The sequence below is a fragment of the Pseudomonas sp. WS 5079 genome (assembly GCF_012985465.1).
Taxonomy (GTDB): domain Bacteria; phylum Pseudomonadota; class Gammaproteobacteria; order Pseudomonadales; family Pseudomonadaceae; genus Aquipseudomonas.
Genome location: NZ_JAAQWN010000001.1, coordinates 90,724 through 115,979, shown reverse-complemented (window position 1 = coordinate 115,979; position 25,256 = coordinate 90,724). Strand labels below are relative to the sequence as shown.

22 protein-coding genes and 1 pseudogene are annotated in these 25,256 nt (G+C 63.3%); 18 read left to right on the top strand and 5 right to left on the bottom strand.

The features are described from left to right. Positions 1 to 67: 67 nt before the first annotated feature. From HBO05_RS00550 to HBO05_RS00535, 4 genes and pseudogenes are all read left to right on the top strand, one after another. Positions 68 to 961 (top strand): bestrophin family protein, encoded by an 894-nt coding sequence (locus HBO05_RS00550; RefSeq protein WP_170041497.1) that lies wholly within the window; start codon positions 68 to 70, stop codon positions 959 to 961. Positions 962 to 1,036: 75 nt separating this feature from the next. After that, complete coding sequence (locus HBO05_RS00545; protein ID WP_172311177.1) at positions 1,037 to 2,095, top strand: tetratricopeptide repeat protein; 1,059 nt, start codon at positions 1,037 to 1,039, stop codon at positions 2,093 to 2,095. A gap of 142 nt (positions 2,096 to 2,237) precedes the next feature. Further along, complete coding sequence (locus HBO05_RS00540; RefSeq protein ID WP_169952490.1) at positions 2,238 to 3,740, top strand: ATPase domain-containing protein; 1,503 nt, start codon at positions 2,238 to 2,240, stop codon at positions 3,738 to 3,740. After that, positions 3,737 to 4,947 (top strand): annotated as a pseudogene (locus HBO05_RS00535) (ATP-binding protein). The gene HBO05_RS00540 and the pseudogene HBO05_RS00535 overlap by 4 nt, the downstream one beginning before the upstream one ends. A 73-nt stretch (positions 4,948 to 5,020) precedes the next feature. Here HBO05_RS00535 and HBO05_RS00530 read toward each other — a convergent pair. The 5 genes from HBO05_RS00530 to HBO05_RS00510 form a co-directional block, all read right to left on the bottom strand. Further along, a complete protein-coding gene (locus tag HBO05_RS00530; RefSeq protein WP_029290496.1) occupies positions 5,021 to 5,398 on the bottom strand; it encodes a response regulator in 378 nt (125 codons plus the stop codon). A 78-nt stretch (positions 5,399 to 5,476) separates the two neighbouring features. After that, positions 5,477 to 6,670, bottom strand: a complete 1,194-nt coding sequence (locus tag HBO05_RS00525; RefSeq protein WP_169952496.1) for a hybrid sensor histidine kinase/response regulator — start codon at positions 6,668 to 6,670, stop codon at positions 5,477 to 5,479. Next, a complete protein-coding gene (locus HBO05_RS00520) occupies positions 6,664 to 7,269 on the bottom strand; it encodes a chemotaxis protein CheB (protein WP_169952498.1) in 606 nt (201 codons plus the stop codon). The genes HBO05_RS00525 and HBO05_RS00520 overlap by 7 nt, the downstream gene beginning before the upstream one ends. Then, on the bottom strand, positions 7,266 to 8,081 hold the full coding sequence (locus HBO05_RS00515) for a protein-glutamate O-methyltransferase CheR (protein ID WP_170057407.1): 816 nt from the start codon (positions 8,079 to 8,081) through the stop codon (positions 7,266 to 7,268). Before HBO05_RS00515 ends, HBO05_RS00520 begins: the two co-directional genes overlap by 4 nt. Positions 8,082 to 8,096: 15 nt before the next feature. Further along, entirely contained in the window at positions 8,097 to 11,597 is a 3,501-nt protein-coding gene (locus HBO05_RS00510) for a response regulator (RefSeq protein WP_172311175.1), read from the bottom strand. Positions 11,598 to 11,804: 207 nt separating this feature from the next. Between HBO05_RS00510 and HBO05_RS00505 the strand changes: the two genes are divergently transcribed. The 14 genes from HBO05_RS00505 to HBO05_RS00440 all read left to right on the top strand — a co-directional run bounded on the left by HBO05_RS00505 (position 11,805) and on the right by HBO05_RS00440 (position 25,191). Then, positions 11,805 to 12,161, top strand: coding sequence for a response regulator (locus HBO05_RS00505; protein ID WP_170057409.1), 357 nt, complete (start codon positions 11,805 to 11,807; stop codon positions 12,159 to 12,161). A 224-nt stretch (positions 12,162 to 12,385) separates the two neighbouring features. Further along, entirely contained in the window at positions 12,386 to 13,147 is a 762-nt protein-coding gene (locus tag HBO05_RS00500) for a hypothetical protein (RefSeq protein ID WP_169952507.1), read from the top strand. Between the two features lie 9 nt (positions 13,148 to 13,156). Beyond that, positions 13,157 to 14,614, top strand: coding sequence for a DUF1254 domain-containing protein (locus tag HBO05_RS00495; RefSeq protein ID WP_170041504.1), 1,458 nt, complete (start codon positions 13,157 to 13,159; stop codon positions 14,612 to 14,614). A 25-nt stretch (positions 14,615 to 14,639) separates the two neighbouring features. After that, positions 14,640 to 16,040, top strand: a complete 1,401-nt coding sequence (locus HBO05_RS00490) for a DUF1254 domain-containing protein (RefSeq protein WP_172311173.1) — start codon at positions 14,640 to 14,642, stop codon at positions 16,038 to 16,040. Between the two features lie 45 nt (positions 16,041 to 16,085). Next, the gene (locus tag HBO05_RS00485) at positions 16,086 to 16,991 is read left to right on the top strand and encodes a transporter (RefSeq protein ID WP_169952514.1); all 906 of its coding nucleotides are present in this window, start codon (positions 16,086 to 16,088) and stop codon (positions 16,989 to 16,991) included. Positions 16,992 to 17,011: 20 nt separating this feature from the next. Beyond that, positions 17,012 to 17,743, top strand: a complete 732-nt coding sequence (locus HBO05_RS00480) for a DUF2092 domain-containing protein (RefSeq protein ID WP_170057412.1) — start codon at positions 17,012 to 17,014, stop codon at positions 17,741 to 17,743. Continuing rightward, entirely contained in the window at positions 17,740 to 18,279 is a 540-nt protein-coding gene (locus tag HBO05_RS00475; RefSeq protein ID WP_172311171.1) for a hypothetical protein, read from the top strand. Before HBO05_RS00480 ends, HBO05_RS00475 begins: the two co-directional genes overlap by 4 nt. Before the next feature lie 24 nt (positions 18,280 to 18,303). Then, positions 18,304 to 19,278 (top strand): MoxR family ATPase, encoded by a 975-nt coding sequence (locus HBO05_RS00470; protein WP_169952518.1) that lies wholly within the window; start codon positions 18,304 to 18,306, stop codon positions 19,276 to 19,278. Then, positions 19,275 to 20,198, top strand: coding sequence for a DUF58 domain-containing protein (locus HBO05_RS00465; RefSeq protein ID WP_172311169.1), 924 nt, complete (start codon positions 19,275 to 19,277; stop codon positions 20,196 to 20,198). The genes HBO05_RS00470 and HBO05_RS00465 overlap by 4 nt, the downstream gene beginning before the upstream one ends. Further along, positions 20,195 to 20,665 (top strand): DUF4381 domain-containing protein, encoded by a 471-nt coding sequence (locus HBO05_RS00460; RefSeq protein ID WP_169952520.1) that lies wholly within the window; start codon positions 20,195 to 20,197, stop codon positions 20,663 to 20,665. The genes HBO05_RS00465 and HBO05_RS00460 overlap by 4 nt, the downstream gene beginning before the upstream one ends. After that, positions 20,652 to 21,653, top strand: a complete 1,002-nt coding sequence (locus tag HBO05_RS00455; protein ID WP_172311167.1) for a VWA domain-containing protein — start codon at positions 20,652 to 20,654, stop codon at positions 21,651 to 21,653. Before HBO05_RS00460 ends, HBO05_RS00455 begins: the two co-directional genes overlap by 14 nt. Beyond that, complete coding sequence (locus HBO05_RS00450; RefSeq protein WP_172311165.1) at positions 21,634 to 23,145, top strand: VWA domain-containing protein; 1,512 nt, start codon at positions 21,634 to 21,636, stop codon at positions 23,143 to 23,145. The genes HBO05_RS00455 and HBO05_RS00450 overlap by 20 nt, the downstream gene beginning before the upstream one ends. Next, a complete protein-coding gene (locus HBO05_RS00445) occupies positions 23,138 to 24,193 on the top strand; it encodes a BatD family protein (RefSeq protein WP_172311163.1) in 1,056 nt (351 codons plus the stop codon). Before HBO05_RS00450 ends, HBO05_RS00445 begins: the two co-directional genes overlap by 8 nt. Beyond that, positions 24,190 to 25,191 (top strand): HAD family hydrolase, encoded by a 1,002-nt coding sequence (locus tag HBO05_RS00440; protein ID WP_169952524.1) that lies wholly within the window; start codon positions 24,190 to 24,192, stop codon positions 25,189 to 25,191. The genes HBO05_RS00445 and HBO05_RS00440 overlap by 4 nt, the downstream gene beginning before the upstream one ends. Positions 25,192 to 25,256 lie beyond the last annotated feature (65 nt).

The window sequence follows — 25,256 nt, the reverse complement described above, 5'->3', positions numbered from 1 at the left end:
AAGCGATTGGACGCCCCGCCCACCAGCTTCTAATCTGAGGGCCTGCGCCACCGAAGAAGCCCCCTCGATGATTGTTCGCCCCAAACCCAACCTGTTCGGCATCCTGTTCTCCCTCAAGGGCTCGATTGCCAAGCGCATTGCCCTGCGCAGCCTGCTGGTCACGCTGCTGGCCTCGGTGATCGTGTTGGTGGAAACCCTGCACCCGGCCTATTTCTCCAAGGTCAACGCCACGCCGTTCACCCTGCTGGGGCTGTCGCTGTCGATCTTCATGAGTTTTCGCAACAACGCCTGCTACGACCGCTGGTGGGAAGGCCGCAAGCAATTGGGGCAGATGGTCATTGAAATCCGCTCGCTGATCCGTGAGAGCCAGGTTTTTACCCTGCCCGGCGAGCGCGAAGGCCTGTTGCGCGGCCTGTGCGGCTTTGCCCACGGCCTGGTGGCGCGCCTGCGCCTGGAAGACGAAGCCAGTGCCATCAAGCCGTGGATCAACGTGGAACCCCGCCACCCGAACCCGCCCGACCGCATCCTGCAAACCCTCGGGGCCCACTGCTCGGACGCCGCGCAACAGGGGCGGATCAGCGACTGGCGCTACACCCAGCTGGAAACCCGCCTGGTCGGCCTGAGCCAGGTACAGGCTGCCTGCGAGCGGATCAAGAGCACGCCGCTGCCCTTCCCCTACACCTTGCTGCTGCACCGCACCATCTATCTGTTCTGCATCCTCCTGCCGTTTGCCATGGCCGAGCCCCTGGGCTGGCTAACGCCGATTTTCACCGCCATTGTCAGCTACACCTTCTTTGGCCTGGATGAGATCGGCGACGATCTCGAAGACCCTTTTGGCTTCGATGAAAACGACCTGCCGTGCAATGCCATCGTGCGTACCCTGGAGCGGGAGATCCTCGCGGCTCTCGGCGAAACCACCCTGCCGGCGCCCCTGGAGCCCGTGGACTACGTGCTGACGTGACACAGGTTTGACACTCGTCGGTGTCTGACCGAAGCTGACCACTTTGCACTAGCTGCCCAGCTTTCGGACGCCTGCATGTCAAAGTCACGCCGTTACGCGATCATCGGCCTGAGCGCCCTGTTGTTTGTCGCACTGATCTTTTGGTATTTCTCCCGCACCCCCAGCGTGTCCGTCCCGCCGGCTGTTGCCCACGGTTACTCCAAGGCCCTGAAACAGGCACATAACGGCGAGCCTGGCGCCGCGCGCGTGTTGTATCAGCAACTGGGCCGGCCGGACCTCTCCGACATCCGCCGCGCCGCCCTGCACGGCGAATTGCACAACTACCCAAGCCCCCAGGCCTTGAAGCTGGCGGACAAGGACCTGAGCCACGAATCCCCCCTGGTGCGCCAGGCGGCCATCGCCAGCATCGTCGGCCTGGTGCCCAGCGGCCAGCGCACCCTGTTGCTCGGCCCATTGCTCGATGATGACGAACAAAGCGTACGGTTTGCCGCCGCCAATGCCCTGCTGGGCCTGTCGCCCGACACCCTGGGCCTGTACTTCGGCCCCTTGCAACTGGTGCTGGATGAATATGTGAAGTACCTCAAGGCCCAGCCTGAAAGCCCCGAAGGCTGGATCCAGCTGGCACGCCTGTACATTCACAGCGCCCTGCTGCCCGAGGCGCAACATGCGCTGGAACAGGCATTGCGCCTGGATCCGCAGAACCTGCCGGCAGTGGTCGCGCGCATCGAGCTGCTGGACAAACAGGGCAAGGTCGATGACTCGCGCCAGGTGCTCGCCACCCAGTTGCAAGCCCACCCCGAGTCAGCCTACCTGCAACATGCCCTGGGCATGTGGCTGCTGCACCATGGCGAGCGCGAGTACGCGCTGCTGGGCCTGTCCAAGGCGGTGGAGCTGGAACCCGACAACCAGGATTACCGCTACGACCTGGCCACCACCCTGCACGACCAGGAGGAACTGGAAGCCGCCCAGCGCCAGTTGGAAGAAATCGTCCAGCGCCACCCGGCCAACCGCAAGGCGCGGGTGCTGTTGATCAACTATTGGAAAGAAAGCGGCCAGTTGCAGAACGTGCAGGTGCTGTTGGCCCAGCTGGAGCAGCAAAACCCGGACGATCCGGCCCTGCAACAAGGCCTGTGACGCGCGCCAGGCATTGAAATCTGTGGACTGCCTTGCACAAAAACAAGAAAACGTTGAACCGCCCCACAGCCCAACGGTCAAGTGAATATGGCGCGCCTTGACCGGCGCGCCCCTCAACTTATACGTGACCCGAGGGCACTTCTTGTCTACATCCAAAGAGCTGTTCACAGCAAAGGCGGCCACCGGCATCGAAGGTCTTGATGACATTCTTGCCGGGGGGCTATCGCGTAGCCATCTGTTCCTGCTCGAAGGTGAGCCCGGCACCGGCAAGACCACCGTGGCCCTGCAGTTTCTCCAGGCCGGCGCCAAGGCCGGGGAACGATCGCTGTATATCACCCTGTCGGAAACCGAGCGCGAGCTGCGCCAGGGCGCCAAGTCCCACGGCTGGGACCTGGATGAGCACATCCATATCTTTGAACTGACCCCACCTGAAAGCCTGCTCAATGCCGAGCATCAGCAAAGCCTGCTGTACTCCTCCGACCTCGAGCTGGGCGAGGCCACCCGGCAGATCTTCGAGGTGGTAGAACGGGTCAAGCCCACCCGCGTGGTGATCGACAGCCTCTCGGAAATCCGCCTGCTGGCCCAAAGCTCGTTGCGCTATCGAAGGCAGATCCTGGCGATCAAGCACTACTTTGTGCGCTACGAAGCGACCGTGCTGCTGCTGGACGACCTGACCACCGAATCCCTGGATAAAACCGTACACAGCGTGGCCCACGGAGTGATCCGCCTGGAAGAACTGACCCCCAACTACGGCGCGGAACGACGCCGGGTACGGGTGGTGAAGTACCGTGGCCAGAAGTACCGGGGGGGCTTTCACGACTTCACCATTATGGAAGATGGCGTGCATGTGTTCCCCCGCCTGGTGGCGGCCGAGCACCGCAGCGGTTACAGCCGTCAGACCCTGACCAGCGGCATTCGCGAGATGGATGCGCTGCTCGGCGGCGGGATCGAGACCGGCTCCAGCACCCTGATCCTCGGCCCTGCCGGTACCGGCAAATCCTTGATCTCGATGATCTTCGCTGCCGCAGCAGTGGCCCGTGGCGAAAAGGCCGCGCTGTTTATCTTCGATGAAGAGCTGGGCCTGCTGTTCGACCGCATGAAAAACATGGGCATTGACCTGGCCGCCCTGCAAGCCACCGGCAACCTGCTGATCGAGCAGGTGGATGCCGCCGAGCTGTCGCCCGGCGAGTTTTCCCACCGGGTGCGGCGTTGCGTGGATGAGCGCCAGATCAAGACCGTGGTCATCGACAGCATCAACGGTTACCAGGCAGCGATGCCTGAGGAAAACGCCCTGGTGCTGCACATGCACGAGCTGTTGCTGTACCTCAACCGCCGTGGCGCAGCGACCTTCATGACCGTGGCCCAGCACGGCCTGGTCGGCGACATGCAAGCGCCGGTGGATATCACCTACCTGGCAGACACGGTGATCCTGTTGCGCTACTTCGAAGCACTGGGCAAGGTACGACGGGCAATTTCCATCATCAAGAAACGCACCGGCAGCCATGAATCGACCATCCGCGAATACCGCATCGCCAGCCGTGGCATGACCATCGGCGAACCCCTCGAAGCCTTCCAGGGCGTGCTGCGCGGAGTGCCCACCTACATGGGTGCCGGCAAGCCGCTGCTCAAGGATGAGAGCTTGTGAGTAGCCTGCCGGCCGTTTCCGAGCGCGCGATCATTCTCGCGCCCTTGGGACGGGACAGCTCGCTGGCGCTGATGATGCTCAACGAGGCAGGTTTCAGCGGTATCGCCGCCCCCAACCTGCCCATGCTCTGCGACGAACTGGAACAGGGCGCGGGCCTGCTGATCATCGCCGCCGAAGCCTTGCACGGGGCCGCCTGGACGACCTCGACAGCCTGATCGACCTGGGCGTGACCTCGGCCAACCGCGCCGCCGGCCTGACCCACCGCCTGCTGGCGTTTTCCCGCCGCCAGTCGCTGGACTCCAAGCCGGTGGAGATCAACCAGTTGGTGACGTCCATGGGCGAATTGCTGCAACGCAGCCTCAACGAAAGCATCGTGCTGGAGATGCAATTGAGCGGGCAGCTGTGGACCGCCGAAGCCGACCCCAACCAGCTGGAAAGCGCCCTGCTCAACCTGGCGCTCAATGCCCGCGACGCCATGCCTGACGGCGGTCGACTGGTGGTCGAAACGCGCAATCGCCACCTCGATAACGTGTTCACCGCCGCCTACGGCACCCTGACCCCGGGCGACTACGTGGAGCTGAACGTCAGCGACACCGGCTGCGGCATGCCGGAAAACGTGATCAGCCGCGCCTTCGACCCGTTCTTCACCACCAAACCCATCGGCCAAGGCACCGGCCTGGGCCTGTCGATGATCTACGGCTTCGCCCGCCAGTCCCGTGGCCATGTGATCATCCACAGTGAGGTCGGCAAAGGCACCACGGTGAGCCTGTTCCTGCCCAGGTTTGTCGGTGAAGTCACTGCCGATGCCCCGCAGGACCCGGCCTTGCTGCCGTTTGCCAACGCCGGCGAGTGTGTGCTGATTGTCGAGGATGACCCGGCGGTACGGGTGTTGGTGAGCCAGGTACTGAGTGAGCTGGGCTATGCCTTTGTCGAGGCGGGAGATGCCGACAGTGCGCTACCGATTATCGAATCCAGTCAGCGCATTGACCTGATGATCAGCGATGTGGGCTTGCCGGGCATGAACGGCCGCCAATTGGCGGAGATCGGCCGGCAGATCCGTCCGGACCTGAGGGTGTTGTTCATTACCGGCTATGCCGAGCACGCGGCGGTGCGCGGCGGGTTCCTGGACCCGGGCATGCAGTTGATCACCAAGCCCTTTACCTTCGACCTGTTGACGGCGAAGGTGCGGGAGATGATTCAGGCCTGACATGCGGGGGCATTTGCAAAAAACGCTCCCGCATCGCTGCACGGTCAGGGCCTGCCAGCACGCGCCTGAAGCCTCAGGCCAGCAGCCGCTGGATATGCTCATGCAGCGTATCCAGATCAAACGGCTTGGCCAGGATCGGCGCGTTACGGGTGATCGGGCTGTTGCAGTCGAGGATCTCCTGCGGATAACCGCTGATAAAGATCACCTTCAATTCCGGCCGCAGCTTGATCGCAGGCTCAGCGATCTGCACCCCGGAAATCCCGCCAGGCAGTCGATAGTCAGTCACCATCAGGTCCAGGTGCGGCTTGGAAGCGAGGATTTCGAAAGCCTGCTCGCCGTCGATGGCCTTGAGAACCCGGTACCCAAGGCCCGCGAGGTACTCGCCCAGCACGAACATGATCGACTCGTCATCCTCGACGATCAGTACAACATCTTGCGCATCTTCACTCATGGGAAGCCTTTGTCCGGTCAATTGCTGCTGATACGACCATAGGGTCACGCAGAGGTTGCGTCGGGGTGACGATTGATTTCACGCCCCGGCCCCCAGGGGCAGGCACACACGGAACAATGCGCCCTCTCCTATCTGGCTCTCGACTTCAATCGTGCCGCCGTGGGCCGCAACGATCTGTTCGGAGATAAACAGCCCAAGGCCAAGCCCGGCCACCGCATGGTTGGCCGATACGCGCTCGAACTGCTGGAAAATCCGCTTCTGGTTGTCTTCGCTGATACCGATCCCGCGGTCCCGGACTTCCACCCTGGCCTCGCCATGTTCGGCATACACCCGTACCGCCACCGGGCTCTTGGCGCCGTAGCGCAGGGCGTTGGTCAACAGGTTGGACACCACCTGCTCGATGCGAAACTCATCCCACTTGCCCTCCACCGGCTGCGGCGCATCCAGTTGCACCGACGACTCGGCCGCCGCCACTTGCGGGGCAAAGTTCTCCAGCAGGTTACGCACCAACTGCGCCAGGTCGAACTGCCCCGGGCGGATCGACAGCTTGCCGGTGCGGATCCGCGACACATCGAGCATGTCTTCGATCAAGCGGATCAGGCTCTGGATCTGCCGTTCATCGCGATCGACCATGGCGTGCATCTTGTCCAGGGTAAAGGCAGCGGCGTTGTCCCGAGCCAGGTGCATCTTGCGCAACTGGGTCTCCAGGATCAGGCCGTTGAGGGGCGTACGCACCTCATGGGCGACGATGGACATGAAGTCATCGCGCATGCGCACCGCCTGCTCCAGCTCGGCCTGGGTCGCCTGCAGGCGGTTGAGCAACAACTCCTGCTCGCGCCGGCTTTGCTCCAGGGCTTCGACCTGCTGCTTCATGGCCTTGCTCTGGCGGTGCAGGTCGACGAATACATTGACCTTGCTCTTGACCGCGTGGATGTCCAGGGGCTTGTGCAGGAAATCCACCGCGCCACTCTCGTAGCCCTTGAAGGCGTAATTGAGCTCACGACCGGCGGCACTCACAAACACGATGGGAATGTTCTTGGTCTTTTCGGTACCACGCATCATCTCGGCCAGTTCGAAGCCGTTCATGCCGGGCATCTGCACGTCGAGAATAGCCATGGCGAACTCATGCTCGAGCAGCAGCGACAAGGCTTCGTCCGCGCTCAATGCCTTGTAGACCTGGCGGTCCTCGCGCTTGATCAGTGCCTCAAGGGCCAGCAGGTTTTCCGGCAGATCGTCGACGATCAGCAGTTTGGCCTGGATAGTACTTAACATGGGGAAGATTCCAGGGAAGCCAGCAAAGCGCCAATCCGGCTCAAGGTAAGAATTTGGTCAGGTGCATGCAGCGCCAACGCCGCCTTGGGCATCACCGCCACCCGGGCCTCGGCAGGGTCCTGGACCACGGTGGTGCCGCCACGCAGCTTGACGTGGGCCAGGCCACGCGCGCCGTCCTGGTTGGCGCCGGTCAAAAGGATCGCCAGCAGATGCGGGCCATAGGCATCGGCGGCCGACTCGAACAGATAGTCAATGGCCGGGCGTGAGTGATGCACGCGCTCTTCCTGGCTCAAGGACAGGCTGCGGTCCTGCTCCACCGACAGGTGGTAGCCGGGGCCGGCAAAATACAGGGTGCCGGGCTGGATCATCTCCTTGTCCCGCGCCTCCACCACATGCATTGCCACGCGCCGGTCAAACACCTCGGCCAACTGGCTGCGCCGCTCATCCGGCAGGTGCAGCACGGCAATGATCGGCAGGTCGAACCCAGGCGCCAAGGCCCCGAAAATACTCAGCAACGCCTCGACCCCACCGGCGGATGCGCCAACGACAATGGCTTGGACACCCGACACACGGGCCGGGCTGGCAGTTGCTTGGTTCATGATTTGCGGTAGATCCGTTCTTGCTTGACCAGGGGTTCGAATTGCTTGCTGTAGGCGGAGAAATCCAGGGTTTCCTTACTGCCCAGCACCAGGAAGCCGCGATGACACAGCGACTCATGAAACAACCCAAACGCCCGATCCTGCAATTTTTTATTGAAATAAATCAGCACGTTACGACATGAAATCAATTGAGTTTCCGAAAATACGCTATCGGTCGCCAGGCTGTGGTCGGCGAACGTTACGTTCTCACGCAGGGTCTTGTCGAAGATCGCGTAATCGTAGGCTGCCGTGTAGTAGTCGGCAAACGAACGCTGCCCTCCGGCCTGCTGGTAGTTGTGGGTGTAGGCACGCACGTTTTCCAGGGAAAAGATCCCCTGCTTGGCCTTCTCCAGCGAAGTGGGGTTGATATCGGTGGCGTAAATGATAGTGCGTTCCAGCAAGCCTTCCTCGCGCAGCAGGATGGCCATCGAATACACCTCCTCCCCGGTGCTGCAGCCGGCGATCCAGATCTTGATCGACGGGTAGGTCTTGAGCAGCGGCACCACTTCCTGGCGAATCGCCAAAAAGTGCGACGGGTCGCGAAACATCTCGCTGACCGGGATGGTCAGGAACTGCAGCAACTGCATGAACGCCGTGGGATCGTGTAGCACCCGCTCCTGCAAGGCCGAGATGGTCTTGCAGTCGAACTGGCGCAAGGCGTGGGCCACACGGCGCTTGACCGAAGCCCCGGAATAGTCGCGAAAGTCATAGCTGTACTTGAGGTAAATCGCCTCGATCAGCAAGCGCAGTTCAATATCAGTACTTCGATCCACTTAGTGTATTTCCACTTAAATGCGTTCCATCTTGGGCAACCACACCCGGATCAGCGAAAACAGCCGGTCCAGGTCAATTGGCTTGGCCAGGTAGTCGTTGGAGCCCGCCGCGAGGCAGCGCTCCTGATCGTCCTTCATGGCCTTGGCCGTCACTGCGATGATCGGCAACTTGCGCCAGCGCGGGTCCTGGCGGATCAAGGCGGTGGCCTCGTAGCCGTCCATCTCCGGCATCATCACGTCCATCAACACCAGGTCGATATCCTCGACCTCATTGAGCCTCTCGATCGCCTCACGGCCGTTGCGGCCAATGACCACAATCGCGCCCTTGTGCTCCAGGGCGCTGGTGAGGGCGAAGATATTGCGCACATCATCATCCACCAGCAGCACCTTGCGCCCCTCGAAGACCTTGTCGCGGCTGCGGGCGGTCTTGAGCATCTTCTGTCGTTCCTGGGACAGCTGGGATTCGACTTTGTGCAGAAAGAGTGTCACTTCATCCAGCAACCGTTCCGGCGAACGGGCGCCCTTGATGATGATCGAGCGTGAATACTTGCGCAGTTCTGCCTCTTCGTCGCGGGTCAGGTTGCGCCCGGTGTACACAATCACCGGCGGGAACGAGCAGATATCCTCGGTGGCCATGCGCTTGAGCAACTCGTTGCCGAGCATGTCCGGCAGCTTGAGGTCGATGATCATGCAGTCGTACACCGTGCTGCGCAGCAGGTCCAAGGCCTCCTGGGCGAAGCCAACGGCGGTGATTTCGATGTCGTCATCACCGATCAGGCGCGCGATGCTGTCGCGCTGCAAATCATCGTCTTCCACCAGCAGGATGCGCTTGACCTTCTGCGTCAGCTTGGCCTCCAGGCGCGCAAATACGTCCTTGAGCTCTTCGCGGGTGGTGGGCTTGACCGCATAGCCGATGGCGCCCATGTGCATGGCGGCTTCCACGCGATCCTCCACGGAAATCACATGCACCGGGATATGCCGGGTCTCGGCGTGTTCCTTGAGGCGTTGCAGCACGGTGAGCCCGGAGTGGTCAGGCAGGCGCATGTCCAAGAGGATCGCGTCGGGCAGGTACTGTTCGGCGAGGCTATAGCCCTCGTCCGCACCATGGGCCACCAGGCAGTGGTAACCCAGCTCATGGGCCAGGTCGAAGAGGATGCGCGCAAAGTTCGGCTCATCTTCCACCACCAGGATGCAACGGGTAACGAACGGTGCCTGCTCGCGGTCGTCGGCAAAGCGCGGGATCAACGCTTCATCCGCCACCGGCAACGGTGAAACCCGTACCGGCGCCACAGGGGCCGGGGCGGCCACCATGGCCCGCGGCTGCTCGATAAGCGGCGCGTCTTCGTCGCGCTCCACGTACTGCTCTGGCAGCACCAGGGTAAAAATGCTGCCCTGGCCCGGCTCGCTGGTGACGTTGATGTAGCCGCCGAGCAAGGTCGCCAGGTCGCGGGAAATCGACAGCCCCAGGCCGGTGCCGCCATAGCGGCGGTTGGTGGTGCCGTCGGCCTGGCGGAAGGCTTCGAAGATGCTTTGCTGCTGGTCGGGCGCGATGCCAATGCCGGAATCGCGCACGGTAAAGGCAATGCCCTCCCCCGGCTGGCGGGAAATGGTCAGGCTGACCTGGCCCTTCTCGGTGAACTTGACCGCGTTGGACAGCAGGTTCTTGAGGATCTGTTCCAGGCGCTGGCGGTCGGTGAACAGCATCAGCGGCGCGCCGGCCTGCACTTCCACCTGGAAACCCAGCTTGCGGTCGCGGGCCAAAGGCTCGAACATCCCGCGCAGGCCCTCTACCAGGCGTGCCACGCTGGTGTTCTCGGGACGCATATCGAGCTTGCCGGCCTCGACCTTGGCAATGTCCAGGATGTCATTGATCAGGTTAAGCAGGTCGTTGCCCGCCGAGTAAATCGACTCGGCAAACTTGACCTGTTCGGCACTGAGGTTTTCCTCGGAGTTTTCCGCCAGCAGCTTGGCCAGGATCAGCGAACTGTTGAGCGGCGTGCGCAGCTCATGGGACATGTTGGCGAGGAACTCGGACTTGTACTTGCTGGAGCGCTGCAACTCGTCGGCGCGGTCCTCCAGCTCGACCTGCACGCGATTGAGCTCGACGTTCTTGCGGTCCATGGCGTCGCGCTGGTCGGCAAGGATCTGGGTCTGCTCGGCCAATTGCTCGTTGGTCTGCTCCAGCTCCGCCTGCTGGGTTTCCAGGTGCGCCTGGGATTCCTTGAGAATGCGCGACTGCTCTTCGAGTTCCTCGTTGGCGGTCTTGAGCTCTTCTTGCTGCACTTGCAACTCTTCGTTGAGCTGCTGGGTCTCGGCCAGCACTTCCTGCAAGCGCTGGCGATAGCGCGCCGCCTCGATGGAGGTGCCGATATTGCCCGCGATCAGCTCCAGCAGCTCCACATCGCGGTCGTCCAGGGGGCGCAAGAAGCCCAGTTCGATCACCCCATTGACCCGGTCATCATCGCTGGTCGGCACCACCAGCACGCTACGCGGCGCGCCATCACCCAGGCCCGAGCTGACCTTGAAGTAATCCACCGGCACATCGTCCAGGCGAATCAAACGGTGCTGCTGTGCCGCCTGGCCGACGATCCCCTCATCGCGGTGGATCGCCTGCTCCTGCTGCTCCTGCTCCCGGGAAAAGCCATACGCGGCCACGCGCTTGAGGCCGCCGTGTTCTTCGCGCACATACAGCGCAGCCACCACCGAGCCCATGTACTGGGCACAGAATTGCAAAATATTGCGCCCCAGCAGGTTCAGGGTCAGTTGGCCAAGCACCTGTTCGGCCAGCTCGGTCTGCCCGTTGCGCAGCCAGGCCTGCTGTTCCAGGCGCTTGGCGATCTTCATCTGCGAGGCCAGGTTGGCGCTGTAGCTGTCGGAAAGCACCATCAGATTCTTTCTGCCGACGTAGGCCAGGAAACCACTCAGGCCCAGCACAAACAGCAGGTAGAAGGTCACGCTCAGGACTGTGGTGCGAGTCACGTCCTCATTGCGGTCGATGCGAAACTGCTGCTCCATGGCAACCGCGGCGTCGTATTCCTTGCGAATCTCGTCGGTCAGGCGCTTACCCCTCCCGGCTTTCACCGCGCCACGGTAATCACCGTTCTGCCGTTGCAGGTCAATCATCGTCTGGGCGTAGTTGTTCCACTCCAGTTGCAGCGACTCCAGGCGCTTGAGTCGGTCCACTTGCTGGGGGTTATCCGCCACCAGGGCCTGCAAATTGCGCAGGTCGGAAATGATCCGTGGCTTGGCCACTTCGTAGGGGTCGAGAAAATGCTCATCCCCGGTAATCAGGAAACCGCGCATGCCGGTTTCCTGGTCGACGGTCAGTTTCGCGGTTTCATTGAGGTTATTGATCACCCGATCGGTGTGCTCCACCCACTGGATCACCGATAGCAGGTAGGTGATCAGGCACACGAAAAACACCGCGCTGAGCACACCCACGCCCAATGGCAAGGCCACGTTACGGCTCAGGAGTTTGCGGAAACTGTTTTCATCGACGGACGATGCGGGAGTCATGGGCGTGCCTTGGCCAAGAGCGGAAAAACCGGGAGTTTGCCCCAAAATCGTCGGTAAGGGCTACGTTTATGACGTATTTCAACGACACACTCAGGACATTGCGCCGGATTATCGGCACAATACCCACCCCGCTTGGGGAACTTGCCGGGATCGACGCAACTCACTAGAGGATGGTCTCGTTAACACCATCATCTGGGAACCCTCATTATGTCCGCTGCCTCCACCATCCTTGTCGTCGAAGACGATGCCATCGTGCGCATGTTGATCGTCGATGTGCTCGAAGAACTGGAGTTCAAGGTGCTCGAGGCTGAACACGCCGAAGCCGCCCTGGTATTCATAGAAGACAACACCCGTGTGATCGACCTGATGATGACCGACTGGGGCCTGCCGGGCATGAATGGCAAGGAGCTGGCGCAGCGAACACGCACATTGCGCCCAAGCCTGCCCATCCTGCTTGCCAGTGGCTATGCCGAAAACATTGAGCTGCCCGCAGGTGTGCAGATGATTGCCAAGCCATTCTCCATCGATCAACTGCGCGATAAAGTCAAAAGCATGCTGGGTTGACTCACCCCCCCTGTATCCCCGCAAACAAACCGTGATTGCCCCCACACAAAGTCATTAATTCGTTCGAATGACTAGCGAGTCTGAATTTAACTGCTAGCTTCAAACGACATGTCCTACCAGGCTTTCGAATAAGGACTACCGGCAGCCCTACGAAAGCGCTATCGGGTCAGTGACCAAGGAACTGGGGAATCATCATGTTCACAGCACCGCGACTTCCAGCATGTATGTTGGCCGCTTTACTGTTGCCCGCGTGTTCTGCCCAGGCCGATAACGCCGAAACCGCCAACAAGAGCAACAACCCGCTCAACATGGCACCCGGCGCCAACTTGCAGGACTACTACACCCCCAGGCTGTACGACACCAATGCCCATACCAATGACGTGTTGCTGCGCGGCACCCTGCCCATTGCCCCCTCGGACTTTATCGGCGTGCCCCAACTGCTGCGCGCCACCCTGCCCCTGAGCACTCGCCCCGATCCCCATAGCGGCTACAGCACCGGCATCGGTGACCTGAACCTGTTCGATATCTTCCTGCTCAAGACCGAAGGTGTGCAGTTGGGCATCGGCCCGCAGCTCACCGCGCCGACTGCCGAGCACGATGAACTGGGCACCGGCAAATGGCAGGCCGGCCTGGCAGCCGTGGCCATCGACGCCTCGCCCCGTGGCCTGCTGGGCGCGCTGGTGCAGTACCAGAGCTCGTTCGCCGGCGACCGCGACCGGGCCCACGTGGAAAGCGCGACCTTCCAGCCCTTCATCATCCATAACCTGCCCAAGGGCTGGTACCTGCGCTCCACGGGCACCTGGACCTTCGACCTGAAGAACGACACCCACTACATCCCCATCGGCTTTGGTGCGGGCAAGGCCTGGAAAGCCGGCAGCAATATTCTCAACGCCTACGTCGAGCCGCAGTGGACGGTGGCGCGCAAGGGCGATGGCCTGCCGCAGTTCACCCTGTTCGCCGGGATCAACGTGACTTTCGGGAAATAAGGACGATTTATGCAGGCCCTGATGCGCAATGCCGGCTTCACCCTCCTGGCTCTGTCCGCCAGTTGTGGCGTGGGCGTGCACGCCCAGACCCTCGACACCCGCATCGGCCCGATCACCATGGAGGGCGAATTGCCCGCCCACAGTGAAATCGCCAAGCTGTACGGCGAGCTGGATTTCCAACAGGCCACCCAGAGTTTTCTCTGGGCTCTGCCGCTGGTGTCCTACGCCCAATGGCAGGACGAATTCAGTACCAAGCTCGGCGCGCGCAGTGGCGACCTGATGGTGCTCACCACCTACGAAGACAAGCTCGGGGTGATCACGGCCAATGCCACCACCCCGTATATCCTGGGGTTTGTCGACCTCAACGAGACCGGCCCGCTGGTGATCGAGTTGCCACCGGGGCCTACCGCCGGCGGCATTGGCGACTTCTGGCAGCGCGCAATCATCGATATGGGCCAGACCGGCCCGGACCAAGGCAAGGGCGGCAAGTACCTGGTGCTGCCACCGGGCCACGAACCGCCCGCCGATGCGGGCAAGTATTACCTGGCCAAGTCGCAAACGATGAACGTGCTGGTGGGCTTTCGCGTGCTCGACCCCGACCCGGCCAAGGGCAAGGCCCTGGTCGAGCAATTTCGCATGTACCCCTACGCCCAGCGCGCCAACCCTGGCAAAACGCGCTTGCTGTCACCCGCTGGCAAGCCGTGGTCCGGCACCCAGCCGCGCGGCATGGCGTACTGGGAGCGCCTGCACGGGATCATCCAGAAGGAGCCAGTCAACGAGCGCGACCGTTTCTACATGGCCATGCTCGCCAGCCTGGGCATTGAGAAAGACCGGCCGTTCAACCCCAACGAGCACCAGCGCCAGGCCCTGGAGCAAGGTGCGCAGATGGGCGAGTTGATCGCCAAGGCCAACGCCTTCGCCAAGCGCTTCCCCCAGGCCCAGTACTGGCCGGACCGCCAGTGGGATACGGTGCTGAACATCGCCGACCCCTCCCAGCGCGTGACCTTCTACGACCAATTATGGGAGCGCAGCGCCTGGTTCTATGAAGCGGTGACCAACACCAAGGGCATGGTCTCCAAGACTCCGGGCCTGGGCCAGACCTATCTCGGCGCCTACACCGACCAGAAGGGCCAATGGCTCGATGGCGCCAAGCACTACAAACTGCACGTGGGCGCCAACCCACCGGCCAAGCAGTTCTGGTCGATGACGGTGTACGACATCGACAGCCGCTGCCTGATCGACAACCCGCAACGCAAGGCCGACCTGTCTTCTCGCCAGGACCTGAAGAAAAATCCCGACGGTTCGGTGGATTTGTACTTTGGCCCCACCGCGCCAAAAGACTTCGAGAACAACTGGGTGCAAACTCTGCCGGGCAAACACTGGTTCAGCTACTTCCGCTTGTATGCCCCTACCGAGGCCTACTTCGACAAGCGCTGGAAGCTCGACGACATCACCCCTGTTCCCTGACGGTTTGAAGGAAGGACGCACCAACATGATTGGAAAACCGACGCGCCTGCTGCTGGCGAGCCTCTCGATACTGCTGAGTACCGGCGCCTGGGCGGACTTTACCGCCTCCCCCGGCGAAGCCCGGGCCATTGCCAAGGAAGCGTACCTGTATGGCTTCCCGGTAGTGGAAATGTACAAGACCCTCTACACCCAGGCGGTGGACAAGGGCGGCGCCAACTTCAAGGCGCCGTTCAACCACATCGGCAACACCGCCAAGGTTTTCACCCCCAAGGACACGGCCTTCGTCACCCCCAATTCGGACACCCCCTACTCCTTTGTCTGGCTGGACCTGCGCCGCGAGCCGATGGTGCTGACCCTGCCGAAAATCGAGGACAACCGCTATTACTCCGTGCAGTTGATCGACCTCTATACGCAGAACTTCGCCTACCTGGGCACCCGCAGCACCGGCAACAATGGCGGGCACTACATGGTCGCCGGGCCCGACTGGAAGGGCCAGCAACCGGTGGATGTGGACCGTGTGGTCTACAGCGAAAGCAATATCGCCTACGCCCTGTATCGCACCCAGTTGTTCGATGACAAGGACCTGGCCAAGGTCAAGCAGATCCAGGCCGGCTACAAGGTCCAGCCCCTGAGCGGCTACGTCAAACAGGCAGCGCCGGCCAAGGTGGCGAAGATCGAGTGGCCCAAGCCGGTCGCCGAGATGAGCGACAGCCCGCAGTTGTTCCGCTACCTGAACTTCATGCTGGCCTTCGCCGCGCCCCAGGACAGTGAAAAAGAGCTGCTGGCGCGTTTTGCCAAGATCGGGATCGCCCCTGGCGCGCCGTTCAAGGTTGCCCAGTTGAGCGCCGAACAACGCAGGGCCCTGGAAGACGGGATCGCCGATGGCAAGGCCGAGTTCGCCACCTTCAAGAAAGACAAGGTCGACACCCATCAAGTGGCCAGCGGTGACCTGTTCGGCAGCCGCGACCACCTGCAAAACAATTACCTGTACCGCTACGCCGGTGCCGACATGGGGATTTTCGGCAACTCCACCGATGAGGCCGCCTACATGGGCTACTTCGTCGACAGCGAGGGCAAGCCGGCCAACGGCGCCAAGCACAGCTACACCCTGCACTTTGCCAAGGGCCAACTGCCGCCCGCCGACGCGTTCTGGTCACTGACCATGTACAACGGCAAAAACAAGCTGTTGGTGGCAAACCACAAGAAACGCTACCTGATCAACTCGCGGATGTTGCCCCAGCTCAAGCTCGATGCCGATGGCGGCCTGACGCTCAAGGTCCAGCATCACGAACCGCCCAAAGCCGAACAAAGCAACTGGCTGCCAGCACCACCCGGTCCGTTCTACGCCGTACTGCGCATTTACCTGCCCAAGCCTGAGGTGGGTAACGGCCAGTGGAAACTACCGGCGCTGACCCCGGTGAAATAACCGCCCCGACACCCCTGACATCAGGCCCAGACAAGGAGTAGCGCCATGGTTTCACGCAGTCGACTGAGTGCATTCGCCGCCGCCACGCTGGCGCTGGTGCCAGGGATAAGTGTTGCGGACAATGCCAGGGATTGGCAGAACACCCCTACCGACCTGAATATGCTGTTCGGCTACTACAACCGGGTGGACACCAACACCCCCATCGACACCACGCTGCCCATCGATGGCCTGTCGCTCAACGCCGATGTGTACCTGTTGCGCTACGCGCGCTCGTTTGGCATCGACGGGCGTAACAGTGCCATCCAGTTTATCCAGCCCTATGCCGATGTTTCGGCGTCCTTCGATAACGCGCGCTTCTTCGATGGCACCAAGCACAACGGCGGCATGGGCGATGCCCAGGTGGTGTTCGCCCATAACATCTTCGGCGGCCCGGCCCTCACGGCGGCGGAGTTCGCCAGCTGGAAACCCGAGACCTTCCTGACCGGTGCCCTGTGGGTCACCGTGCCCACCGGTGACTATGACAAGGACCGCGTGATCAACATCGGCGCCAACCGCTGGGTGGTCAAGCCAGAACTGGGCTTCGGCACGCCGTTGGGCCCCACTTGGCTTGAGATCAATACCTGGGTCTCGCTGTTTGGCGACAACGACGAGTACCACGGCGACAGCAAGCTGGAGCAAAAGCCGCTGTACGCCATCGAGGGTCACTACAGCTACACCATCAATCGCGCGCTCTGGGCCTCGCTGGATGCCACCTACAGCCGGGGTGGTGAAAGCAAGATCGACGGCATCTGGCAGGACAACAAGCAGGAAAACGGCCTGTTGGGGGCAAGCCTGGGCTTTATGCTCACGCCGCAATTCGGCGGGTTGCTGGCCTATTCCGACACCATTGCCGAGCGACGCGGCTCGCCCGACGTGAACACCTGGACCTTGCGCATGCAATACGTCTGGTAATCGCATTCGTGAGGTACGCCATGTCGCGCTTTCATCGTATGTTGCTGGGCCTGCTGCTCGTCAGCGGCGGTGCGGTGGCCGGCGAACTGGAGCCCAAGGCCCTGGCCGCCCTGGAGCAGATGGGCAGCTATCTGCGCAGCGTGCAGCAGTTACGGCTCGATACCGACAGCCGCACCGACCAGGTCCTGGAGGACGGCCAGGTCATCGAGTTCAATCACCAGACTCACCTGCAGGCCAGGCAGCCCGACAAGCTGCGGGTGCAGGTGGAACGCAATGGCGAGCGCCGCAGCCTGTTCTATAACGGCCAGCGCTTCACACTCTACGACAGCCGCAGCGGCTACTTCACCGAGCAGGCCGCTCCCACGGATATCGCCAGCCTGCTCGCCCAATTGAGTGAACGGTACGGCATCGAACTGCCCCTGGCCGACCTGTTCCGTTGGGACGCCACTACCGCCAAGGCCGCCGGGCTGAGCGACGCACTATGGATCGACAGCCAGACCCTCAATGGCCAGGTATGCGATCACTACGCCTACCGCCAACCGGACATCGACTGGCAACTGTGGGTGCGCCAGGGCCCGCAGCCGCTGCCGTGCCGCCTGGTGATCAGCCGTCGCGACAGCGCCGGGCAGCCGCGCCACAGCGTCGACTATCGCTGGCAGCTGGACGCCCCGAGCAACGACCGCGACTTTGAATTCACCCCGCCAGCCGGTGCCCGGGCAATCCCCCTGGCCCCCGCAGGAGCACAACCATGAAGCCCATGGCGGCGGTGCTCACTGCCAGCTTGCTGCTGACCCTGTTCAACCCGCTGACCGCCCACTCCTGGCAGATGCGCGGCGGTGGTGGCGCACGGACCTTCGTCGTGCCCCATGGCGGTGGCGGTTTCCATCCACCGCCGCCGCACCCGATGCCGGCGCCCCGGCCCATGCCGCCTCATCCCGAGCCACACCCGCAGCCGGGGCCGCATCCGTATCCAGGGCCGCCGCCCGGCCCGCATCCGCCGCCGTATCCAGGGCCGGAACCAGGGCCTGGGCCGCATCCTTACCCGATGCCGCCACCGCCGCCACCACCGCCGCCGGATGATTGGTATCACCCCTGGGCCACGGCCGCCGTGATCGGCGCCACCACCGCGACGATCCTGGCCATCGGCACGCGGGTCAACACGGTGCCGGTCGATTGCGTGTCGGTCATCGCCAATGGCGTGGCCTACCAGCATTGCGGGCCGACCTGGTACCAACCGCAGTACGTCGGCAGTTCCGTGCAGTACATCGTGGTCGCCGCACCCTGGTGATCCAATGCTTCAAGGATGATTGTGATGACAGCGCTCAACGATCTTAACGCCCTGCAAGCCAGCATCGCCGAAAGCGTGCTGGGCCAGGACCAGGTTATCCGGCAGATCCTCCTGGGCCTGCTGGCCAACGGTCACCTGCTGTTGGAAAGCCTGCCGGGGCTGGCCAAGACCCGCACGGTCAAGGCCCTGGCCAGGCACCTCGACGCGCAGATGAGCCGGATCCAGTTCACCCCCGACCTGCTGCCTTCGGACATCACCGGCGCCGAGGTGCTGCACCAGGTGGACGGGCAGAACCAGATCCGTTTCCAGCCCGGCCCCTTGTTCGGCAACCTGATCCTGGCTGATGAAATCAACCGCGCCCCGGCCAAGGTCCAGGCCGCCCTGCTCGAAGCCATGGAAGAGCGGCAAATCACCGTGGCCGGCGCCAGCCACGCGCTGCCCGAACTGTTTATCGTGGTCGCCACCCAGAACCCCATCGAACAGGAAGGCACCTACCCACTGCCGGAAGCGCAGATGGACCGCTTTTTGCTAAAAATCCTCCTCGACTACCCCAGCGCCGACGATGAAAGCCAGGTGCTGCGCTTGCTGCGGGCCGAAGAACAGGCAGGCGACGCCCCTGTCACTCAGGGCTTCAACCTGGCACAAGAGGTGATCTTCGCCGCCCGCCGGGAAGTCAGCGCCGTGCAGGTCGCGCCGGCCATCGACCGCTACCTGATCGACCTGATCAACGCCACCCGCCATCCCGGCGACTACGACCCGGACCTGGCACGCTGGATCAGCCTCGGCGCCAGCCCCCGTGGCGGCATCGGCCTGGACCGCTGCGCACGCGCCGATGCCTGGTTGCAGGGCCAGGCATTCGTCACCCCGGCCAACGTGCAAGCGGTGGTGCATCCAGTACTGCGCCATCGCCTGCAACTGAGCTACGACGCGGTGGCCGATGGGGTCAGTGCCGATCAGGTGCTCGACCGCCTGCTGGCCAAAGTGGCGATCCCGGCATGAACGCCGACGGTCAGGTCTACGTGTCCCTCGGGCAGTTGATGGCCCTGCAGTTCCAGGCACGGGGCTTGAGTTTTGTGGCACGCCAGCCCCACGGCAGCATCCTGGCGGGCAACCATGCGTCACGCCTGCGCGGGCGCGGCCTGAACTTCGATGAACTGCGGCGCTACCAGCCCGGTGACGACCTGCGCCACCTCGACTGGCGCGCCTCGCTGCGCACCGGCAAGCCGGTGGTGCGCGCCTTTACCGAAGAGCGCGACCGCCCGGCCTTGATCGTGGTCGACCAGCGCATGTCGATGTTCTTTGGCTCGGTGCGCAGCTTCAAATCAGCCGTCGCCGCCGAACTGGCGGCGCTCGCCGCGTGGATGGTATTCAACGCAGGCGACCGGGTCGGCGGCGTGGTGTTCAACGATGAGCGCATCGACGCCGTGGCCCCGTTGCGCAGCCGCAAGCGGGTCGAGGCCCTGTGCAGCCGTATCGTGCAGCACAACCAGGCGCTCAATGCGCGCAATCCGGACCATGAGGGCGACGGGCAACTGGACAAGGTCTTGCAGCATTGCCTGGCGCTGGCCGGGCATGACCATTTGATCTGCATCGTCAGCGACTTTGCCGGCGCCGGGCCGCGCACCCTGCAACTGCTGCGCCAGCTGTCGGCCCATAACGATGTGCTCGCCTTGCAGGTCTACGATCCGCTGGCCCTCAACGTGCCCAAAAGTGGCCAACTGCGCGTGACCCAGGGCCAGTTGCAGGTGGAATTGGCCGTGCAACAACAGCAGGTGCGCCAACCCCTGGGGGATTTTCTCGGCGGCCGCCTCAAGGATGTCGCCAACCTGTTGCGGCGCAGCCAGGTGCCCGTGCTGATGTTCAGCAGCGCCCTGCCCGCCGCCGAGCAATTGCGCGACGAACTGGGCAGGCGCCGTTGAACGCCCAGGTGCCGAGCATCGAACAGCTGCAAGAGCTGGGCTTACCCGCGCCCGTCAGCTACTGGCCGCAGACCTGGGGTTGGTGGCTGCTGCTCGGCCTGCTGATCCTCGGCCTGCTGGTGTGGGCGGCCAGGGCCTGGCTTGCGTGGCGCCGCAATGCCTATCGCCGTGAGGCCCTGGCCCGCCTGGATGCGCTGGAGGATCTACGGGAACTGCCGGTGTTACTCAAGCGCGTGGCGCTGTCGATGCCCCTGGCCCCCGAAGAGCTGCAACGCGTGCCGACCTTGAGTGGCGCCGACTGGCAAGCCTTCCTGCAACGCCATGGCGCTGGGCAGGTGCCGGCAGACCTCAGCCGGCAACTGGCCGAACTGGCTTACGCGCCGCCCGAGGCGCTGGGCGCCGAACAGCGTGCACGCCTGCTGGCCCAGTGCCGAACCTGGGTGGAGGGGCATCATGTGGCAGCTTGATTACCCTTGGTTGTTGCTCCTGCTGCCAGCGCCCTGGCTGGCCTGGCGTTACCTGCCCGCCTACCACGAGGCGCGCAGCGCGGTGCGGGTGCCGTTTTTCGCCGGGATGAGCCGCGCGGTGGGGCAAGCCCCGGCAGCCAGCGGCAGCCGCAGCAATCGCGGGCAATTGCTGCTCAACCTGCTGGTCTGGGCCCTTCTGGTGCTGGCCGTGGCGCGCCCGGTCTGGGTAGAAAAACCTATCGAACGCCAACAGCCGGTGCGCGACCTGATGCTGGCCATCGATATTTCCCAGTCCATGCAGACCCAGGACTTCACCGACGCCAGCGGCCAGAAGATTGACCGCCTGGCCGCAGTCAAACAGGTGGTGCAGGGGTTTATCCAGCGGCGCAAGGATGACCGCCTGGGCCTGATCCTGTTTGGCAGCGGCGCCTACCCCCAGGCACCGCTGACCCTGGACCATGCCAGCCTGGCGCTGCTGCTCGATGACAGCGGCATCGGCATGGCCGGGCCCAACACGGCCATTGGCGATGCCATCGGCCTGAGCCTGAAGCTGCTGGACGCGGCCCACGAGCAGGAGAAAGTGCTGATCCTGCTCACCGACGGCAACGACACCAGCAGCGCAATCACCCCGGACCACGCCGCCAGCATGGCTGCGGTCAAAGGCGTGGTAATCCATACCATCGGCATTGGCGACCCCGGCGCGTCGGGCGAGGCCAAGGTCAACCTGGGCGCCTTGCAACAGATTGCCGACGCCACCGGCGGGCGCTATTTCCGTGCAGAAAACCGCGACACCCTGGACCAGATCTACAGCACCCTCGACCAGCTCACCCCCCATCAGGTCCAGACCCTCAGCCACCAACCCAAGCGCGATCTGTTCTGGCTGCCCCTGGGCGCAGCCTTGAGTGTGTTCGCCGTATACCACCTGATCGCTGCAGCATGGCCGTACCGCACCAGACGGGAGGTGCCGGATGGCGTTCAACCTCAGTGACTTGCACTTCCTGCGCCCCGCCTGGCTGCTACTGGCCTTGATCGGCGTACTGCTGCCCCTGCTCTGGCGGCGTAACCGCGACCTGCAACGCCGCCTGCGCGGCAATATCGCCCCGCACCTGTTGCCGCACCTGTTGCTCACGCCCAGCGATCCCCATCGCCTGCGCCCGGTGCACCTGGCCAGTGCGTTGCTGGTGCTCGGCGCCCTCGCCGCTGCTGGGCCGACCTGGGAGCAGGACCGACCGGCCTTCCTGGAGAATCGCGCACCGTTGATCATTGCCCTCGACCTGTCCCCGTCCATGGACAACATCGACGTGCCGCCCACCCGCCTGGAAGCGGCCAAACAAAAGGTGCATGACCTGGTTGCGCGGCGCAAAGGCGCAAGAACCGCACTGATCGTCTACGCCGGCAGCGCGCACCTGGTGTTGCCGCCCACCGATGACCCGGCGCTGCTGGACAGCTTTATCCAGGCCCTCGCCAGCGACCTGATCACACGGCCGGGCAAGGACGTGGCTGCGGTCATCGAGCAAGCCAGGCGCCTGCTCGACGCAGAAAAGTCCCCCGGCACCCTGCTGCTGCTCAGCGACGGGGCCGACGTCACCCAACTGCCGCGGCTCAAGCCCCTGTTGGCCGACAGCCCGCTGCAAGTGTTGGTCCTGGCGGTGGGCAGCAACCCCAGCAGTTTCGACGCCCCGGCCTTGAAGCAACTGGCCGCCGCCACCGATGCGCCGCTGGGCAGCTTGACCCTCAATGACGACGACCTGGACTGGGTGGAGCTGCACGCGCAGCAGCACTTCCAGGCGGCCGATGAACAACAGCGCGCCCTGCAATGGAAAGACGAAGGCTACTGGCTGTGTTGGCCGCTGTTGCTGGTGGCACTGTTCGGCGTGCGCCGGGGCTGGAGCCTGAATTGGGCCGCCGTGGTGATGCTGGGCCTGTTCCTGCAACCCGCGCCGGCCCAGGCCAACGGGCTGGCCGATGCTTTTCTGACAGCCGATCAACAAGGGCGCTGGGCCTTCGAGCACCACCACTACCCCGCCGCCGCCCGCCTGTTTGTCGACCCCTACTGGAAAGGCATCGCGGCCTATAACGCCGCCGACTACGATCTGGCCCAGGCCACCTTCGCCCAACTCGACAGCGCGCAGGCGGCGTTCTACCTGGGCAATATCCATGTGCGCCGCTTCAAGTTCGACCAGGCCATCAGCGCCTACCAGCAAGCCTTGCAGCGCCAGCCACAGTTCCCCGAGGCCAGTGCCAACCTGGCATTGGCCATGGCCCTGAAAAAAGACACCGAAAGCGCCGCCGACAACGCCCCTGAGGTCAAGCCCGACGCGATCAAGTTCGATAAGACGCCCGGCAAGGGCCAAACCAAGGCGGTGCAGACCGAACAAGCCAGCAGTGACGCCCTGTGGTTGCAGAACCTGACCACCTCGCCGGCCAACTTCCTGCGGCGCAAATTCAGCCTGCAAGACCAGGGCGGCGCCCATGAATAAGCCCGCCCTGCTCGGCCTGCTGTTCTGCACACAGCTCATGGCCGGCGAGCCGCAACTCAAGGTGCACGTGCAACTGCTGCCCGGCCCGGCAGTGATGGTGGGCGAGCAAGCGCAGTTGCAGGTGGACGTGCTGACCGACACCTGGTTCACCGCCGCCGCCAGCCTGCCCGCCCTGCAATTGCCGGGCGCCCGGGTCGAGGCACCGGGGGGCGAGGCCGAGCACCTGACCCAGGTGATCGACGGCCAGAACTTCTATGGCATGCGCTATCGCTACCGCATCACTCCCAACGTGGCACAGCAGTTCAACGTGCCGTCCCTGGCCGTCAGCGCCCAACCCGGTCAGGCCAGCGCCCCTCTGACTGCGCACAGCGCGCCACTGGCGTTCAAGGCCACGCTGCCACCCGGATTCAACCCCGGCGAGAACCTGCTGGTGGCCGAAGGGGTGCGCCTGAGCCAACACCTCAGCACCTCGGCCACACCGCTGAAGGTGGGCGACAGCCTGACCCGCACCCTCACCCTGCAAGCCGACAACACCCCGGCGCTGTCCTTGCCGGCGCCGCCTCAAGCCTCGATCGAAGGCCTGCGCGCTTACCCGCAGGCGGCGCTGATCAGCAACCTGGACGACGGGCGCGGTACTGTCAGCGGCGGCCAGCGCGTGGACCGTTGGGTATACCGGGTCGAACAGGGCGGCCATTACCAGTTACCGGCCATCAGCGTGAAATGGTGGGACAGCCGCAACCATCGCCTGCAAGTGGCGCAGTTGCCCGCCATCAGCGTCGAAGCCCTGGCTGGCAGCGACTACCGCCCGACCTTTTCGATCGCCCAGGACCTCAAGGACTTGGGCCAACACACGCGCTGGCAACTGTCGCGCCACGGCCTGGCCTGGAGCGCGGCGCTGGTGCTGCTGCTATTGGCCGGCTACCTCGGCCACTCGCTCTGGCCACGGCTGCCAGCACTGTGGCGCCGCGCCTGGGCGACATTGCGCCGGGTCTGCCGTCGACTACGCTTGCTACCACTGAACCCCCGTCGCGAAAAGGATTTCCCATGACGTCTCTGCGCCGCTCCCTGCCCCTGCTGCTGTGCCTGAGCTTTCCCGCATGGGCCAGCGACCCGCTGCCATCATGGAATGAAGGACCGAGCAAACAGCACATCATCGAATTCGTCCAGGCCGTGACCGCCGAAGGTTCGACGGACTACGTCAAGCCCGCCGAGCGCATCGCCGTGTTCGACAACGACGGTACCCTGTGGACCGAGCAGCCGGCGTACTTCCAGGTGCTGTTCGCGTTCGATGAAATCAAGCGCCTGGCGCCCCAGCACCCGGACTGGAAAACCACCCAACCGTTCAAGGCCGTGCTGGAAAACGACCACCAGGCCCTGGCCCAGAGCGGCATGGACGGCCTGCTGAAAATCATCGGTGCGACCCATACCGGGATCAGCACCGAGACCTTTATCGCCAATGCCAAGGCCTGGCTGACCCAGGCCCGCCATCCGAAAACCGGCAAGCCCTACACCGAGATGATCTACCAGCCGATGCTGGAAATGCTCGACTACCTGCGCAGCCAGCAATTTAAGACCTACATCGTGTCCGGCGGCGACACCGCCTTCATGCGCGCCTTTGCCGACGTGGTCTATGGCGTACCGCCGGAACAGGTTATCGGCAGCAGCTTCGTCACGCAGTTCCAGATCAACGACGGCAAGCCGCAGATCCTGCGTACCGCCAAGCTGGCCCATAACGACGATGGCCCGGGTAAGCCGGAAAGCATCGATGCGGTGATTGGCCGGCGACCGATCCTCGCCTTCGGCAACTCCGACGGCGACTTGCAGATGCTGCAATGGACGGCGGCAGGCGCGGGGAAACGTTTCATGGGGCTGGTGCACCACACCGACGCTGCGCGGGAGTGGGCGTATGACCGCAACTCTTCGGTGGGGCGCCTGGACAAGGCCCTGGACGAGGCCAATACAAAGGGTTGGACCGTGGTCGATATGGCCGCCGACTGGCGGCGTATCTATCCGTTCGAGCCGGTTGTGCAAAAGCAGGTGCAATAAGCAAAGACGTCGCGATGGACTGTAGTAAACGTTGGTCGCAGCAGTGCGACTCAAGCCGATAAAGG